The sequence below is a fragment of the Microbispora sp. CA-102843 genome (assembly GCF_050936215.1).
Classification (GTDB): domain Bacteria; phylum Actinomycetota; class Actinomycetes; order Streptosporangiales; family Streptosporangiaceae; genus Microbispora.
Genome location: NZ_JBNJNF010000001.1, coordinates 7,870,445 through 7,885,131, shown reverse-complemented (window position 1 = coordinate 7,885,131; position 14,687 = coordinate 7,870,445). Strand labels below are relative to the sequence as shown.

General features: G+C 72.1%; 15 protein-coding genes. 7 read left to right on the top strand and 8 right to left on the bottom strand.

All coding sequences use genetic code 11. The features are described 5' to 3' along the window. Positions 1-14 precede the first annotated feature (14 nt). Complete coding sequence (locus tag ACQEVJ_RS36430) at positions 15-1,586, top strand: glycoside hydrolase family 10 protein (RefSeq protein WP_433109138.1); 1,572 nt, start codon at positions 15-17, stop codon at positions 1,584-1,586. A gap of 170 nt (positions 1,587-1,756) precedes the next feature. Here the strand turns inward: ACQEVJ_RS36430 and ACQEVJ_RS36425 are convergent, their stop codons facing one another. Beyond that, positions 1,757-2,476: a carboxymuconolactone decarboxylase family protein gene (locus tag ACQEVJ_RS36425; protein ID WP_433109136.1), complete on the bottom strand. Its 720-nt coding sequence runs from the start codon at positions 2,474-2,476 to the stop codon at positions 1,757-1,759. Positions 2,477-2,552: 76 nt separating this feature from the next. Here ACQEVJ_RS36425 and ACQEVJ_RS36420 point away from each other — a divergent pair, with 76 nt between their 5' ends. Then, positions 2,553-3,182 carry a TetR/AcrR family transcriptional regulator gene (locus ACQEVJ_RS36420; protein WP_433109134.1) on the top strand — a complete coding sequence of 210 codons (630 nt, stop codon included), beginning with the start codon at positions 2,553-2,555 and terminating at the stop codon, positions 3,180-3,182. A gap of 38 nt (positions 3,183-3,220) precedes the next feature. After that, the gene (locus ACQEVJ_RS36415; protein ID WP_433109132.1) at positions 3,221-4,372 is read left to right on the top strand and encodes an anhydro-N-acetylmuramic acid kinase; all 1,152 of its coding nucleotides are present in this window, start codon (positions 3,221-3,223) and stop codon (positions 4,370-4,372) included. A 24-nt stretch (positions 4,373-4,396) separates the two neighbouring features. Here the strand turns inward: ACQEVJ_RS36415 and ACQEVJ_RS36410 are convergent, their stop codons facing one another. Then, entirely contained in the window at positions 4,397-5,362 is a 966-nt protein-coding gene (locus ACQEVJ_RS36410) for a MerR family transcriptional regulator (RefSeq protein WP_433109130.1), read from the bottom strand. Positions 5,363-5,506: 144 nt separating this feature from the next. Here ACQEVJ_RS36410 and ACQEVJ_RS36405 point away from each other — a divergent pair, with 144 nt between their 5' ends. Further along, entirely contained in the window at positions 5,507-6,325 is an 819-nt protein-coding gene (locus ACQEVJ_RS36405) for a MerR family transcriptional regulator (RefSeq protein ID WP_433109128.1), read from the top strand. A 74-nt stretch (positions 6,326-6,399) separates the two neighbouring features. Here ACQEVJ_RS36405 and ACQEVJ_RS36400 read toward each other — a convergent pair whose 3' ends face one another. Both ACQEVJ_RS36400 and ACQEVJ_RS36395 read right to left on the bottom strand, forming a co-directional pair. Further along, the gene (locus ACQEVJ_RS36400; RefSeq protein ID WP_433109126.1) at positions 6,400-7,062 is read right to left on the bottom strand and encodes a response regulator transcription factor; all 663 of its coding nucleotides are present in this window, start codon (positions 7,060-7,062) and stop codon (positions 6,400-6,402) included. Continuing rightward, positions 7,059-8,216, bottom strand: a complete 1,158-nt coding sequence (locus ACQEVJ_RS36395) for a histidine kinase (protein ID WP_433109124.1) — start codon at positions 8,214-8,216, stop codon at positions 7,059-7,061. The genes ACQEVJ_RS36400 and ACQEVJ_RS36395 overlap by 4 nt, the downstream gene beginning before the upstream one ends. Before the next feature lie 168 nt (positions 8,217-8,384). On the opposite strand from ACQEVJ_RS36395, the gene ggt reads away from it, so the two are divergent. Continuing rightward, on the top strand, positions 8,385-10,157 hold the full coding sequence (ggt, locus tag ACQEVJ_RS36390) for a gamma-glutamyltransferase (protein ID WP_433109122.1): 1,773 nt from the start codon (positions 8,385-8,387) through the stop codon (positions 10,155-10,157). A gap of 10 nt (positions 10,158-10,167) precedes the next feature. Here ggt and ACQEVJ_RS36385 read toward each other — a convergent pair whose 3' ends face one another. Further along, the gene (locus ACQEVJ_RS36385; RefSeq protein WP_433109120.1) at positions 10,168-11,622 is read right to left on the bottom strand and encodes a flavin-containing monooxygenase; all 1,455 of its coding nucleotides are present in this window, start codon (positions 11,620-11,622) and stop codon (positions 10,168-10,170) included. A gap of 225 nt (positions 11,623-11,847) precedes the next feature. After that, on the bottom strand, positions 11,848-12,021 hold the full coding sequence (locus ACQEVJ_RS36380) for a hypothetical protein (protein WP_433109118.1): 174 nt from the start codon (positions 12,019-12,021) through the stop codon (positions 11,848-11,850). 216 nt (positions 12,022-12,237) lie between these two features. Here ACQEVJ_RS36380 and ACQEVJ_RS36375 point away from each other — a divergent pair, with 216 nt between their 5' ends. After that, positions 12,238-13,032 (top strand): SURF1 family protein, encoded by a 795-nt coding sequence (locus tag ACQEVJ_RS36375; protein WP_433109115.1) that lies wholly within the window; start codon positions 12,238-12,240, stop codon positions 13,030-13,032. 68 nt (positions 13,033-13,100) lie between these two features. Next, on the top strand, positions 13,101-13,421 hold the full coding sequence (locus tag ACQEVJ_RS36370; RefSeq protein WP_433109113.1) for a DUF3817 domain-containing protein: 321 nt from the start codon (positions 13,101-13,103) through the stop codon (positions 13,419-13,421). Positions 13,422-13,489: 68 nt separating this feature from the next. Here ACQEVJ_RS36370 and ACQEVJ_RS36365 read toward each other — a convergent pair whose 3' ends face one another. Beyond that, entirely contained in the window at positions 13,490-13,684 is a 195-nt protein-coding gene (locus ACQEVJ_RS36365; RefSeq protein WP_433109111.1) for a hypothetical protein, read from the bottom strand. 244 nt (positions 13,685-13,928) lie between these two features. Continuing rightward, positions 13,929-14,522, bottom strand: coding sequence for a hemerythrin domain-containing protein (locus ACQEVJ_RS36360; RefSeq protein ID WP_433109109.1), 594 nt, complete (start codon positions 14,520-14,522; stop codon positions 13,929-13,931). Positions 14,523-14,687 lie beyond the last annotated feature (165 nt).

The window sequence follows — 14,687 nt, the reverse complement described above, 5'->3', positions numbered from 1 at the left end:
CTTCGGAGGTCCGATTGAGCTCCCCCTCCCGGCGTGCCGTGCTGCGCGGCCTGGCCCTCGCCGCCGCGGCGTCGGCAGTCCCGTTGCCGGCCCTCGCATCCCCCGCTTCCGCCTTCTCCGCCTCCGCCGCCTCCTCCGATGGGTACGTCCCGCCGTTGCGCCAGATGCGCGGCATGTGGATCGCCTCGGTCGTCAACATCAACTGGCCCTCCAAGCCCGGGCTGACCCCCGAGCAGCAGCAGGCCGAGTTCACGGCCTGGCTCGACCTGGCCGTGGCGCGCCGGCTCAACTCCGTGTTCGTGCAGATCAGGCCGACCGCCGACGCCTTCTGGCCGTCGCCGTACGAGCCGTGGTCGGAGTACCTCACCGGCGTCCAGGGGCGGGACCCGGGCTACGACCCGCTCCGCTTCGCGGTCGAGGCGGCTCACGAGCGTGGCCTCGCCTTCCACGGCTGGTTCAACCCCTACCGGGTGTCCATGCAGGCGGATCCGGCCAAGCTGCACCCCGACCACCCCGGCCGCAAACACCCCGACTGGATCGTCTCGTACGGCGGGAAGCTCTACTACAACCCCGGAATCCCGGAGGTCCGCGCGTTCGTGCAGGACGCGATGATGGACGCGGTCACCCGCTACGACATCGACGGCGTGCACTTCGACGACTACTTCTACCCGGTCAACACCACGGCGTTCGACGACAGCGCCGCCTACGCCGCGTACGGCGCGGGCTTCCCCGACCTGGCCGCCTGGCGGCGCAACAACGTCGACCTGCTCGTGCGGGAGATGCAGCAGCGCGTACGCCGGGCCAAGCCGGAGGTGATCTGGGGCATCGGCCCGTCGGGCATCTGGCGCAACAAGGCCACCGACCCTCTCGGCTCCGACACCAGCGGCAGCCAGTCGTACGACAACCTGCACGCCGACACCCGCGGGTGGGTCAAGAAGGGCTGGCTCGACTACGTCGCGCCGCAGCTCTACTGGTACATCGGCCAGTCGAACGCCGACTACGCCAAGCTCGTCCCCTGGTGGTCCGGCGTGGCCGCGGGCACCGGCGTGCAGCTGTGGATCGGCCAGGCGGCGTACAAGGCGGGGACGGCCGGGCAGCCCGCCGAGTGGTTCCAGCCGGACGAGCTGGCCCGGCACCTGACGCTCAACCGCGACCATCCGGAGGTCGGCGGGGACATCTGGTACAACGCGGCCGACGTCCGCGACGACCGGCTCGGGTCGATCGGCGCGGTCGTGAGCGGGCACTACACGCGTCCGGCGCTCGCGCCGCTGCTGCCCAGGCTCGCGGGCGGCGAGCCGCCCCGCCGTCCCGTGCTCGCCTCCGCCCGCCGCGTGAGCGGAGGCGTGGAACTGCACGTCGAGGCCACCGGACCCCGCGCCCCGTTCCAGTTCGCCGTCTTCCGGTTCGACCGGCCCGCCCGGCCGCAGGACTTCGCCGACGCGGCGCATCTGGTCGCGGTCGTCCCGGGGGACCGGCATCTCCGCTGGGTCGACCCCGACGGCGCGCCCGGTCACCGCTACCACGTCACGGCCGTCGACCGCGCGTCCCGGCAGAGCGAGCCGAGCCAAGAACGCAGGGTCCATTAGCAGGGTCCACTGAGAGCAGGACCGAGTAGTCCTCCGGCCGGAGCGGGACGCCGTAGCGCACCGGCGTCCCGTCCGGCCGGTCCCCGCCCGCCCTGCCTGTCCGCCCGCCGGTCCGCCGAACGGTCCGCACGGTCAGGCGGTGCGGGCCGTGGCTGCCGCGGCGCGGGGCGTCAGCGGGCGGGGCTGAGTTCGGCGAGGCAGGCGTTGAGCGCCTTCCATGCCTGCCACGCCCGCGTCGCCCCGAACTGCGCGTTGAAGCGCAGCACGGCCCGCACGTCGTCGTGCGTCGCGCCGGCCCCGAGGGCGCGGCCCACGTGGATGCGGAACGTCTCGTCCAGCGTCTGGTAGTGCACGTCGATGCTCATCGTCATGAACGCCCGCTCGCGGACGCTCAACGTGCCCGGCCCCTGGACGCCCCGCATCCGCGACTGAAGGTCGAAGTACTCCAGGAAGTACGGGTCGAGCTCGGTCAGCTCGGCCCGCACCGGCGCGGGCAGCGGGGTCGGCGCCGCGCCGGGACCGGTCTCCAGCAGTTCCCGGGGCAGTGGTTCCGCGTCCGGGCGGGGCAGCCCGGCCGCTGCCTCGATCTCGGCGAGCCGCTCCAGCGCGGCCAGCGCGGCGACGTACCCGCTGTCGTAGGAGATCAGGCGCAGCAGCGCCCGCATGTCCGCGGTGGACACGCCGCGCCGCAGGCCCGCGCGGACGTGCATCTCGAACGGGAACCCGAGGGCCGGCTGGCAGACGTCCGCCACCAGGGCCAGGAACACCTTCTCGCGGTCGGTCAGCTCGGGCACCGCCCAGCAGTGCCCGACGCTGGCGGCCGCCATCTGGGCGAACACCGGGTCCATCTCGTTGATCGTGTCGAAGTCCGTCGAAGCGTGGACGGTCACAGGAATCTCTCCTTTGGTAAACGTGTGTAGCGCTACGACTGTAGCGTGAGGATCGTCCTCGTACAATGGGCCGGTCATGGAAGCCATCACGCCCCCGACTCCCGCCGCCCGCCGTCGTCCGAACGCGCGGGGGCAGGGCGAGCGGCTGCGCGAGGAGATCGTCGCGGCGGCCTTGCGCATGCTCGACGACCTCGCCGACGACGAGGCGCTGTCGCTGCGGGCCGTGGCGCGCGAGGTGTCGATCGCGGCCACCTCGGTCTACCTGCACTTCCCCGACCGCGACGCGCTCGTGCTCGCGGTTCTGCGGCGCTGCCACGAGGAACTGGTGCGGACCGGTGACGAGGCGGACGCGGCGCACGAGGATCCCGCGGCGCGGCTGCGGGCGCGCATCCTCGCGCAGGCCTCCTGGGCGCACGAGCATCCGGGCCTTTACAAGGTGCTGCACGAGAGCGCGGTCCACCGCCGGCTCGGCATGCCGTTCAAGGAGGTGCTGGTCGCCCGGACCACGGAGGCGGTCCAGCGCTGCATGGACGCCGGGGTCGCCCCGCGCGACGACGCGGCCACGGTCGCGATCGACCTGCGTACGGCGGTGAACGGCATGCTGTCGCAGCGGATCAACGAGCCCGACCTGCCCTGGCCGCCCGCCGAGGAGCAGATCGACCGTTTCCTCACCAAGCTCGTCGGCCTCCCGCCGAGAGCCGGCTGAAGATTCCTTGCGAGGCAGGCGTGCGCGTACTCGGGCTGATGTCGGGAACCTCCCACGACGGGATCGACTGCGCGCTCGTCCACTGGTCGCGCGACGGCGACCGGCTCACCGGGGTCGTGGAGCACACCGGCACGGTGCCGTACCCGCCCGACCTGCGGGCCGCGATCGTCGCCGCGCTGCCGCCGGGCCGTACGGACATGGGCGAGGTCTGCCATCTCGACACGCTCGTCGGCCGGGCGTTCGCCGAGGCGGCGGCGGCCTGCCCGGCCGCCGACCTCGTCTGCTCGCACGGGCAGACGATGTACCACTGGGTGGAGGACGGGGGCGTGCGCGGGACGCTCCAGCTCGGGCAGCCCGCCTGGATCGCCGAACGGCTCGGTGTGCCGGTCGTGGCTGACCTGCGGGTGCGCGACGTGGCCGCAGGCGGGCAGGGCGCGCCGCTCGTGTCCGCCTTCGACCTGCCGCTGCTGTCCGGGCTGCCCGCTTCGGCGGGGCGGACCGGCGCGCTGAACCTCGGCGGCATCGCCAACCTCACCGTGTGCGAGCCTCCGCTCGCCTACGACACCGGCCCGGCCTCGGCGCTGATGGACGCGGCCGTACGCGCCGCCACCGGCCTGCCGTACGACGAGGACGGCAGGCTGGCCGCGGCGGGGAAGGTCCACGAGGGCCTGCTGACCGAGTTGCTCGCCGAGCCGTACTATCACCGGCCGCCGCCGAAGACGACGGGCAAGGAGCTGTTCCACGCGGGCTACCTGGACCGGGTCGCCGGGCCGTACGCGCTGGGCCTGCCCGACCTGGTGGCGACGCTCGCGGCGCTCACCGCCGAGACGGCCGCGGCCGAGATCCGGCGGCACCGGCTCGGCACGGTGGTCGTCTCCGGCGGCGGCGTGCGCAACCCGGCCCTGATGGGCGCGCTCCGCGAGCGGGCCGGAGGCGTGCGGCTGTTGCCGAGCGACGACCTCGGCGTGCCCTCGGACGCCAAGGAGGCCGTGGCGTTCTCCTATCTCGGCTGGCTGACCGCGCACGGCCTGCCCGGCACGGTGCCCGCATGCACCGGCGCGGCAGGTTCACGGGTGCTCGGCACGATCACCCCGGGTCGTGGGCCGCTGCGGCTGCCGGAACCGCTGGACCTGCCACCCCGGAGCATTCACATGGAAGGGCGAGGGGCGGCGCACCACGCCTCGCCCTGATCCTGATGGCCTTCATCCACCGGCTCAGCGTGCGGCACGCAGCGCCGCGATGAACCACTCGTAGGCGGGAACCCCGGACGGAAACGGCGGCGTGTCGTTGAGCACGCCGAGCAGTTGCCAGTATCGCTCCACCCTGCGGTCGGTGAACCGCTCCAGCGTCTCCGCGAGCTGTGCGCGCTCGGCGGCGGGCACGCCGGGACCTACCAGCCGGTCCACGATCCGCCCGCCCTCCGCCGACTCCGGGGCGATGCCCTGGTCGAGGGCTCGCCCGGCCTCGTCCAGGACCGCCTGCGAGTCGTACGGCACCGGCGTCCCGAGGTCGGCCGGGCCGGTCGCCATCTTGCGCACCCGCTCCCGGAAGCCGGGGTCGGAGACCAGCCCTGCGAGCTCGATCCAGGCCTCCACCTGTTCGGTGGTGGCTTCGTCCGGCAGCGCTTCGGGCAGGCGGCGCATGCTCTGGGCGATGCCCGCGCCGGGCGCGTCGGGGTCGGTGCCGGCGAACACCTCGTCGACGAACTCGTCGATGATGCGCTGCCGCTCCCGTGCCGACAGCCGTGCCAGTTCGTGCATGAGTCTCATCTCCTCGATGGTGCCGTCGCGTTCCGCGATCGACCGCATGACGGCCCGCCGCGCCCGTAGGATGCCGATCTCCGCGTCCAGCGCGGCGACGTGCGCCCGGGCGACCTCCGCGAGGCCCGCCTGCCTGGTCACGACCCGCTCCACGGTGGCGAGGTCGAGCCCCAGGTCGCGCAGCGTACGCACGAGGTGCAGCCGGGCCACGGCCTCGGCGTCGTACAGCCGGTAGCCGCCCGCCGACCGGCCGGCCGGCGGGATGACCCCGATGTCGGACCAGAACCGGATGGTGCGGGCCGGCACGCCGGTCAGCCGCGCGAGCCGTCCGATCGTGAGCGGCCCGAGATCGTCCCTCTCACCGGTGTCCCGGCGGGCGGCGGCCGAATCCGTGCGGCGGGGCTCCGTGCGGTCGTTCACATCTACAGCCTCGACCTTCCAGTCACTGGAAGCTCAACTACTTTTTTCGCGACGGAACGCCGCCATGGCCGCCGTCCCGCCGCCTTCGGCCGGAGACGCGGCGCTTGACCCTGACACCGTGTGAGGCGCTGGAATCGGCACACCATGTTCACAATCGGAGACTTCGCCAGGCACGGCCGCGTGTCGGTCCGCATGCTGCGCCACTATGACGCGATCGGGCTGCTCCGCCCGGCCCACGTCGATCCCGCGAGCGGCTACCGCTTCTACGAGGCGGGCCAGCTTGCCCGCCTCAACCGGATCGCCGCGCTCAAGGACCTGGGCTTCACCCTCAGACAGGTGCGGGAGGTCCTGGACGAGCAGGTGAGCGCCGAGGAACTACGCGGGATGCTTCGGCTGCGGCAGGCGGAGCTGGAGGCGGCGATGGCCGCCGCGGCGGCCCGGCTGGCCCAGGTCGAGGCGAGGCTCCGGACGATCGAGAGTGAGGGACACATGAACACCGAAGACGTGGTGGTCAAGCGCATCCCCGCCGTCCGGGTGGCGGAACTCAGCGGCGTGGCGCGCAGCTACGAGCCGGAGGACATCGGCCCGGTCGTCGGCCCGCTGTTCCATGAGCTGTGCCGCAGGCTGGACGAGGCCGGGGTGACCCCCGTCGGGGCGGGGATCGCCTACTACGAGGACGCCCCCGGCGGCGATGGGATCCTCGCGCACGTGGCGATGCCGGTCGCGATCGCGCCCGGGAACGGTCACGACTTCGCGATCGTGGACCTGCCCGCGATCGAGCGGGCGGCCACCGTCGTGCACCGCGGATCGATGGACGACGTCCTCCCGACCGCGCAGACGCTGGCCCGGTGGATCGCCGACGGCGGCCACCGCTCCGCCGGGTACGCCAGGGAGCTCTACCTGGAGTGCCCTGACGACTCCGCCCGGTGGGTCACCGAACTCCAGGAGCCGCTCGCCGGCTAGAGGACGGCTGGAGGTGCCGACCACGTCGATCAGGCCGTGCCCGTCCGCGGCGGCAGGCCTGGCCGTACGACGTCTCAGAGCCAGCCGGGTTTGACCAGGCCAGACTCGTACGCGATCACGACGAGCTGGGCCCGGTCGCGGGCGTGGAGCTTGGTCATGGTGCGGCTCACGTGGGTCTTGGCCGTCGCCGGGGACATGTAGAGCCTGGCGGCGATCTCGTCGTTCGTCATGCCGGTGCCCACGAGCGCGAGCACCTCCCGCTCCCGTTCGGTGAGCGGGTCGAGGCGGGTCACGATGCCGGGCTCCTTGGCGCGGGCGACGTACTCGGCGATGAGCCTGCGCGTCACGCCGGGGGACAGCAGGGCGTCGCCGGAGGCCACCACCCGGACGGCCTGGATCAGCTCGGCCGGCTCGGTGTCCTTGACCAGGAAGCCGCTGGCGCCGCCGCGCAGGGCCTCGAAGACGTACTCGTCCAGCTCGAACGTGGTGAGCATGACGATCCTCACGTCGGCGAGGGCGGGATCGTCGCCGATGCGGCGGGTGGCCGTCAGGCCGTCGGTGCCGGGCATGCGGATGTCCATCAGCACAACGTCGGGGCGCAGGTCCCGGGTGAGCAGGACGGCCTGCTCACCGTCGCCGGCCTCGCCCACGACGGTCATGCCCTCCTGCGCGTCGAGCAGGGCCCGGAACCCGGCCCGGACCAGTGCCTGGTCGTCGGCGAGCAGGACGCGTATCACTTTGGCTCCTTCTGGTCGTCGGACGGGGGCAGGGGGAGGCGGGCCTCGACGCGGAAGCCGCCGCCGGGCCGGGGGCCCGCCGCCAGCGACCCGCCGAGCGCCGCGGCCCGCTCGCGCATGCCGGGGATGCCGTTGCCGCTGCCGAGGCCCGCCTCGGCCCGCGCCGTTCCCGCGCCGTCGTCCGCGACCGCCACGGTCAGCTCCTCCGGCGCGTACGCCACGCGTACGGTCACCCGCGAGCCGGGCGCGTGCCGCGAGACGTTGGTCAGCGACTCCTGCACGATCCGGTAGCCGGCCCGGTCGATGCCGGCGGGCAGCGGGCGCGCCTGCCCGGTGACCTCCAGCGTGACCGGCAGCCCGCTGCGCTCGGCGAGGTCGGCCAGGTGGGCCATCCCGGCCGTGGGGGAGCGCGGCGCGCCGTCCCTGAGCAGGCTGAGCACGCCGCGCATCTCGGTCAGCACGTCCTTGGACGCCTGCTTGATCGTGGTCAGCGCGGTGCGGGCCTGCTCGGGATGGTCGTCCAGGATGTGCAGGGCGGTGGACGCCTGGACGTGGATCAGCGAGATGTTGTGGGCGAGCACGTCGTGCAGCTCCTGCGCCATGGTGAGCCGTTCCTCGCTCGCCTGCCGCCTGGCCTCCTCACGCTCCACCCGCTCGCGTTCGGCGAGGCGCTCGCGGCGCACCCGGTAGAACTCCGCGACGGTGAGCGTGAGCAGCAGGTAGGCCGCGACGGCGGTGTGGTGGAAGAGACTCGCCCGGTGGGGGATGAACCAGGTGGCGTAGGCGATCACGAACAGGAAGAACGCCCCCGACGACAGCCACGCCGCGCGGCGGTGCCCGGACATCACCGCGTTGAAGACCACGATGATCTGGCTGAGGAACACCGGCCCGTACGAGAAGTCGAGCAGGAGATAGACCGAGGTCGCGGTGAGCGTCACGACCAGAGCGGCCACCGGCGCGCGACGGCGCAGCGCGAGCGCGAGCGGCCCGACCAGCAGCAGCGCGTAGCCCCACCAGGTCAGCGGCGCCCGCCCGAGGTCGGGATTCCGCAACTGCCAGTACTGGGCGCCCATCGTGAGGAACACCTGGAGGATCCCGACGATGATCGGCAGAACGGGATCGATGCGGTGATACATCGCGGAACGGGAACGCACATCCGCACGCTAGGCCATCGCCGCTGGTCACCGCATCCGCCCGGCGCGGCAGTCCGCCGTACGCCGGAAGGAGTAGCCCCCGCACCGGCGTCCAGATGCGGACAACCCCTCACAGAATCTGACTCTTCTGAGTCATCCTGGAGTGTCGTCTGCTGTGGAGGTGCGGGCATGCGGAGCGTCGTCGTCGCGTCGCTGGGACTGGTCACGTTCGCGGGCTTCCTCGCGCCGCCCGCCCACGCCACACCGGCGGGATCCGCGGCGGAGGTCAAGCGGCCGGTCGCGGAGGGGTACGGCGGGGCCGTCGCCACCGTGGACCTGGACGCGAGCAAGGCCGCGCTCTCGGTGCTGCGCCAGGGCGGCAACGCGATGGACGCGGCGGTGGCCGGCGCGGCGGCCCTGGGCGTGACCGAGCCCTACTCGGCCGGGCTGGCCGGGGGCGGCTTCATGGTCTACTACGACGCCCGCAAGCGGAAGGTGACCACGATCGACGGGCGGGAGACCGCCCCGCGGGCGATGACCTCGACGGCGTTCGAGGGCATCCCGTTCGCGGAGGCCGTCACCAGCGGGCTGTCGGTCGGCGTCCCGGGCAGCGTCGCGCAGTGGGACATGGCGCTGCGCAGATACGGCACGATGCCGCTGCGGCAGGCGCTGCGCCCCGCGATCGAGATCGCCGAGAAGGGCTTCGTCGTCGACCAGACGTTCTACGACCAGACGCAGCAGAACGCCGACCGGTTCGCCGACTTCACCTCGACCGCCTCGCTCTATCTGCCGGGCGGGCAGCCGCCGCCGGTCGGATCGGTCTTCCGCAATCCCGACCTCGCGCGCACCTACCGTGAGCTGGGCATTCGCGGCCCGGCCTGGTTGTACGGCGGCGCGCTCGGCCGGGAGATCGTCGCCACGGTGAAGAAGCCGCCGGTGCGCCAGGGGGCCACCAGGAACGTCAGGACCGGGCTGATGGAGGTGTCCGACCTCACGGCCTACCGGGCGCTCGAACGGCCGCCCACGAAGGTCACGTACAAGGGCCTCGACGTGTACGGCATGGCGCCCCCGTCGTCGGGCGGATCGACCGTCGGGGAGGCGCTGAAGATCCTGGAGGCCCTTCCGAAGGTCGGCCTGCACGAATACCTGGAGGCGTCCCGGCTCGCCTTCGCCGACCGCAACGCCTACGTCGGCGACCCGGCGTACGTGGACGTGCCACTGGATCAGCTGCTCTCCGACGGGTTCGCCAAGGAGCGTGCCTGCCTGATCGGCGCGCGGGCGATGCCGCACCCCGCCGCGCCCGGGTCGCCCGACGGCTCCTACTCCTCGTGCGCCTCCGCCGCCCCGGCGGCCTCGGCCCCGGAGGAGAAGAAGGAGGGCCCCGAGACCACCCACCTCGTGGTGACCGACCGGTGGGGCGACGTGGCCGCCTACAACATCACGATCGAGCAGACCGGCGGCAGCGGGATCGTGGTGCCGGGCCGCGGCATCCTGCTCAACAACGAGCTGACCGACTTCACCTTCGGCCCGGCGCCGGGCGACCCCAACCTGCCCGCTCCCGGCAAGCGCCCGAGGTCGTCCATGGCCCCCACCATCGTGCTCAAGGACGGCAGGCCGCTGCTCGCCGTCGGCTCGCCCGGCGGCGCGACGATCATCACGACCGTGCTGCAGATCCTGGTGAACCGGCTCGACTTCGGCATGTCGCTCCCGGAGGCCGTGGCCGCGCCGCGCGCCTCGCAGCGCAACACCGCCGCCATCCAGGCCGAGCCCGCGTTCACCGAGCGGTACGGCGCGGAGCTGACCGCGCTCGGTCACACGCTGACGGACGTCCCCGGGCCGCCGGCGGGGGAGATCGGCGCGGCGACCGGTCTGGAGTTCCTCCGGAACGGCCGCGTGCAGGCGGTCGCCGAGCCCGCCCGGCGTGGGGGAGGCAGCGCCCTCGTGCTCAGCTCACACCGGTGAAGGCCGGTGCTCAGCCGATGAGCTCGTAGGCCTCCGGCTTCACCTTCCGGGTGCGCGCCCAGTATTCGAAGGTGAAGCCGGGCCAGAGCGTGCGGTTCTTGCCGTGCTCGTCCAGATACCAGCTCGTGCAGCCGCCCTCGCTCCACACCAGCCGGTCGAGCCGCCGCTGCAGGCGGTCGTTGTAGGCCCGCTGCGCCGACGGCCGCACGTCCAGGGCCTTCGCCCTGGTCCTGGACAGCAGCCGCAGGCAGTCCAAGACGTACCGGACCTGCGACTCGATCATGAAGACGACCGAGGTGTGCCCGAGGCCGGTGTTGGGGCCGAGCAGGAAGAACAGGTTGGGGAAGCCCGCGGTCGTGATCCCGTAGTAGGCCTCGATGCCGTCGCGCCACGCGTCCTGGATCTTGACGCCGTCCCTGCCGACGATCCGCTGCTCGTTGAGGGAGTCGACCACTCGGAAGCCGGTGCCGTACACGATCACGTCGACCTCGTGCTCGCGCCCCGCCGCGTCCACGACCGACCGCTCCCTGATCTCGGTGATCCTGTCGGTGACCAGCTCGACGTTGTCCCTGGTCAGGGTGGGATAGTAGTCGTTGGACTGCAGGATGCGCTTGCAGCCGATGGTGTAGTCGGGCGTCAGCTTCGCGCGCAGTTCGGGGTCGGGCACCTGCCGGGCCAGGTGCCGCTCGGCCATCGCCTGGTGGACCTTCATCAGCCGTGGGTCGATCGTGAAGCCCACGGCCCGGGTCTCCAGCAGCCAGTAGACGGCGTCGCGCAGCAGGCGGGCCGCGCCGGGCGTCTCCATGGCCCGCTTCAGCCGCCCGCCGATCGGCAGGTCCGGCTTCGGCTGGATCCACGGAGGGGTGCGCTGGAAGACGGTGAGCCGGCTCGCCTGCTCGGCGACGACCGGGACGAACTGGACCGCCGACGCGCCGGTGCCGACGACCGCGACGCGCCTGCCGTTCAGGTCGGCGGAGTGGTCCCACTGGGCGGAGTGGAACGCCGCGCCGGTGAAGCGCTCACGGCCGGGGATGTCGGGGAACGACGGCACGTGCAGGGCGCCGATGCCGGACACGACGGCGTGGGTCTCGAACGTCTCCCCGTCGCCGGTCGACACCCGCCACAGGGCCCGCTCGTCGTCGTACTCCAGCTCGCGGACCTCCTTGCCGAACCGCAGGTGGGGCTCCAGGCCGTACTTGCGGGCGCAGGCCCGCAAGTAGTCCCAGATCTCCTCCTGCGGGGAGAACAGCCGCGACCAGCCGGGGTTGAGCTCGAACGAGAAGGAGTACATCGGTGACGGGACGTCGCAGGCACAGCCGGGATAGGTGTTGTCCCGCCAGGTGCCGCCGAGCTCACCGGCCTTCTCCAGGATCACGAAGTCGTGATAGCCGGCTTCCTTGAGCTTGATGGCCATGCACAGCCCGGCGAACCCGGAACCGATGATCGTGACGCCCGGACTGGGCATGCGTCCTCCCCGTCCTATTGGAAGATTTGTCCAATATATTCGTGCGGGTGGGCCGGGTCCAGGGACCGACGCGTACGGCCCGAGCGGCAGGGGAGTGCCCCCGGGGGCCGTCGTGCGGGCGTTCGCAGCACTCCGTCACTGTATGTCGTGTCAGCGGGGGCGAGGCGTCAGCGGGCATGACAAAGCCGCCGACGGGCGCGGTCGTCGGCGGCTGGCACAGGTATGTCAGCGAACCAGGAGGTACGCCACCACGGCGAGGATCACGACGAGCGCCACACCGACGGCGATCCAAATCGGCAGGCGGGACGGCTGCTCCTTGGAGGCCTCCGCGTCCTGCTGCTGCGCGAACACCCGGAAAGCCTGCGTGTTTCCGGCCGGGTCGATCTGAGGGTCGGACATGAGCATGACTCTAGCGACACATGGTGCGCCCTGGCTGTGATTTGTCGGATTTTGACCTTCCATGGCGACGGCTCGGGGAAAGATGTGGTACGGCGGGGTCAGGGTGCCTGGCGTCGTCGTTGAGACGTCACCGCACCGGCCGGAAGCTCCGCTCCTCCCCGCCCTGACACCGGCGCGAATACCGGACCGGTATGGGCGGCGGATAGCGTTGTATACATGCTCCGCACCCTCCTGGCTCCCCGGCTGGTGGCCCTGCACCTGCTGGTCATCGGGGTGCTCGTGTCCTTCACCTTCCTCGGCCGCTGGCAACTCGGCGTCTTCGAGGCGTCGGGCGCCCCACGGCGGGCCCCCGACCCCGCGCCCGTGGCCGTCACCGAGCTGACCCAGGTGGGACAGCACGTCAGCGGTGACGCGATCAGCCGCAGGGTGACCGCCACGGGGACCTACGACGCCGCGAACCAGCTGCTGGTGGCCGACCGGGTCGCCGACGTCGCCGCCCCCGGCGGCCGGGCGGCCCAGGGGAGCGGGTTCTGGCTGCTCACTCCGCTGCGGCTCGCGGACGGCACGGTCGTCCCCGTCGTACGCGGCTGGGTTCCCGCGGCGGCCGATCCCGCCGCGGCCGTGCCCGAGGGCGCCGTGACCGTGGCCGGGCGGCTGCGGCCGGCCGAGCAGACCGACGACGTGATGCGCAGCGGGAACCTGCCACGCGGCCAGGTGGCGACGGTGTCGACGGCGGAGCTGATCAACGTGTGGCCGGACGCGCGGGTGCGGGACGGGTTCGTCGTCGCGACCGCGCAGGAGCCGCCCTCCCGTGCGACGCCGGTGGCCGTGTCGCCGCCGACCGAAGGCGGCGGCTTCACCTGGCGCAACCTGGCCTACGCCCTCCAGTGGTGGATCTTCGCGCTGTTCGCCGTGTACATGTGGTTCCACTTCGTACGCGACGCCCGGCGTGGGGAGCGGGAGCGTGAGGAGCCGCAGCCGGCCGAGCCCGCCGCGCCCGTGGAGGCCTGAGCGGCCCTGAGGCCGGGACCACCGGGTGGCACGGATATCGTGTGGTGACCGTTTCCCCAGCAGAGGTAATGATCGACGTGGAATCCGCGCTCAACTTCTACCGCGTCATGGCGTACATCGTCGGCGTGATGCTGCTCGTGCTGTGTGCCGCGATGGTCGTCAAGTACGGTTTCGACAACGGCGCGATGGTCGCGATCGTCGGGCCGATCCACGGCTTCCTGTACATGGTCTATCTGGTGGCCGCGATCAACCTGGGCCTGATCAAGGCCCGCTGGCCGGTCGGCTACCTGCTGCTGGTGCTCATCGCGGGCACGATCCCGCTCCTGTCCTTCGTCCTGGAGCGGAACGTCACCGAGCGGGTTCGCAGGAGGATCGCCACCGCTTCCTGAGCGAAGCGGACCGGCCGGGCGCCGCGAGGGCGGCCCGGCCGTGTCCCTTCATCGGTCTTTGTGGGGTCTCAGCCGCCGATCTGGCGGCGGCGGATGCGCCGCAGCCGCGCCCGCTGCGACTCGTCCAGCATGAAGTAGGCGACGATCGGCGCCCCCAGCGCGCCGATCGCGATCAGCCAGGCCAGGAGCGACGGCAGCGGAAGGATGAAGACCAGCACGGTCACCACCGCCGCGCCCACGTAGTACTTGCCCAGTGGCGACATCGTCAGGCCTTTCGTGTCGGGTCCCGCGCGGGGCGTCGTCCCGCGTCGCCTGGGAGAACGTCCGAGGTCCCGGCCGAGTTCCGCGAACGCGGGTGGACGGCTCTTCCGCGCCGCGGCGCCGCGGTGCCCGGGAGACGAGTGATCGTCCCCGTCCGGCTCCGCGGCGCCGCGCTCCCGATGTCCACAGTACGGCCTCCGGCCTCGCCGGGCTCGGCTACGACCCCGTACGAGCCCGTCCGGAGACTCAGCCTTCGCCGGACTCCGACTTGCCCATCGCCTTGCGGATCAGGTCGCGGGCGCGATCCATGATCGCGATCGGCGTCCCCATCAGGATGTTCGCCGTCGCCGACTCGACCCCGGGGTGCGGGTGCGTGGGAGCCATCGCCTCTGCTGCCTTGACGCCCACGGCCATCGCCTTGCGCTCGCCCTCGGACGTGCTCGCCTTGAGCTCGGAGAACTCGTAGCGCTCCTCGGCGGCGGCGTGCGCGAACACGGCGGCTCGCAGCCTCTCCAGCTCCTGGGAGAACTCCGCCGTCGTCACGTCCATGTCGTCGAGACGGCTGAGCATCTCCTTGGCCTCTTCCTCCTCCTGGAGGCGGTTGTCCACGATCGCGTCGCCGCCGACCAGCTTGCGCCGCGCGTAGGGGTGGACGATCTCCTCCTCCGCCGTCTCGTGAACGGCGAGCAGGCGGACGAGGCGGCTGAAGGCCTCCTTGCGCTGCTCCCCCTGGCTCCTGTCGACCTCGTCGAACAGCTCCCGGATGCGAACGTGCTGCTGTGTCAGGAGATCGATCACGTCGTTCTCCCGCATGGTCTCCGGCCTTGACTGGCGGTCCATTAGCGCCTCCTTCCTGGTCATATCGGGGCTACCCGTAACCGGGGAGCGAAACCCCTGACCTGCGGATTCGGCTTACGGGGGCGGTGACACGGCCCGCAGCCCCGGCACGGCCGGCGCGGGCGGCCGGCATTCTCCGATGCACGGGATCTGCACATTTCCGGACGG

Excerpts from the sequence above, each read along its gene's own strand:
- ACQEVJ_RS36415 (WP_433109132.1), top strand. The coding sequence starts at position 3,221 with ATGTCGGGAACCTCCCACGACGGGATCGACTGCGCGCTCGTCCACTGG.
- ACQEVJ_RS36420 (WP_433109134.1), top strand. The coding sequence starts at position 2,553 with ATGGAAGCCATCACGCCCCCGACTCCCGCCGCCCGCCGTCGTCCGAAC.
- ggt (WP_433109122.1), top strand. The coding sequence starts at position 8,385 with ATGCGGAGCGTCGTCGTCGCGTCGCTGGGACTGGTCACGTTCGCGGGC.
- ACQEVJ_RS36380 (WP_433109118.1), bottom strand. The coding sequence starts at position 12,021 with ATGTCCGACCCTCAGATCGACCCGGCCGGAAACACGCAGGCTTTCCGG.
- ACQEVJ_RS36370 (WP_433109113.1), top strand. The coding sequence starts at position 13,101 with ATGATCGACGTGGAATCCGCGCTCAACTTCTACCGCGTCATGGCGTAC.
- ACQEVJ_RS36385 (WP_433109120.1), bottom strand. The coding sequence starts at position 11,622 with ATGCCCAGTCCGGGCGTCACGATCATCGGTTCCGGGTTCGCCGGGCTG.
- ACQEVJ_RS36360 (WP_433109109.1), bottom strand. The coding sequence starts at position 14,522 with ATGGACCGCCAGTCAAGGCCGGAGACCATGCGGGAGAACGACGTGATC.
- ACQEVJ_RS36375 (WP_433109115.1), top strand. The coding sequence starts at position 12,238 with ATGCTCCGCACCCTCCTGGCTCCCCGGCTGGTGGCCCTGCACCTGCTG.
- ACQEVJ_RS36405 (WP_433109128.1), top strand. The coding sequence starts at position 5,507 with ATGTTCACAATCGGAGACTTCGCCAGGCACGGCCGCGTGTCGGTCCGC.
- ACQEVJ_RS36365 (WP_433109111.1), bottom strand. The coding sequence starts at position 13,684 with ATGTCGCCACTGGGCAAGTACTACGTGGGCGCGGCGGTGGTGACCGTG.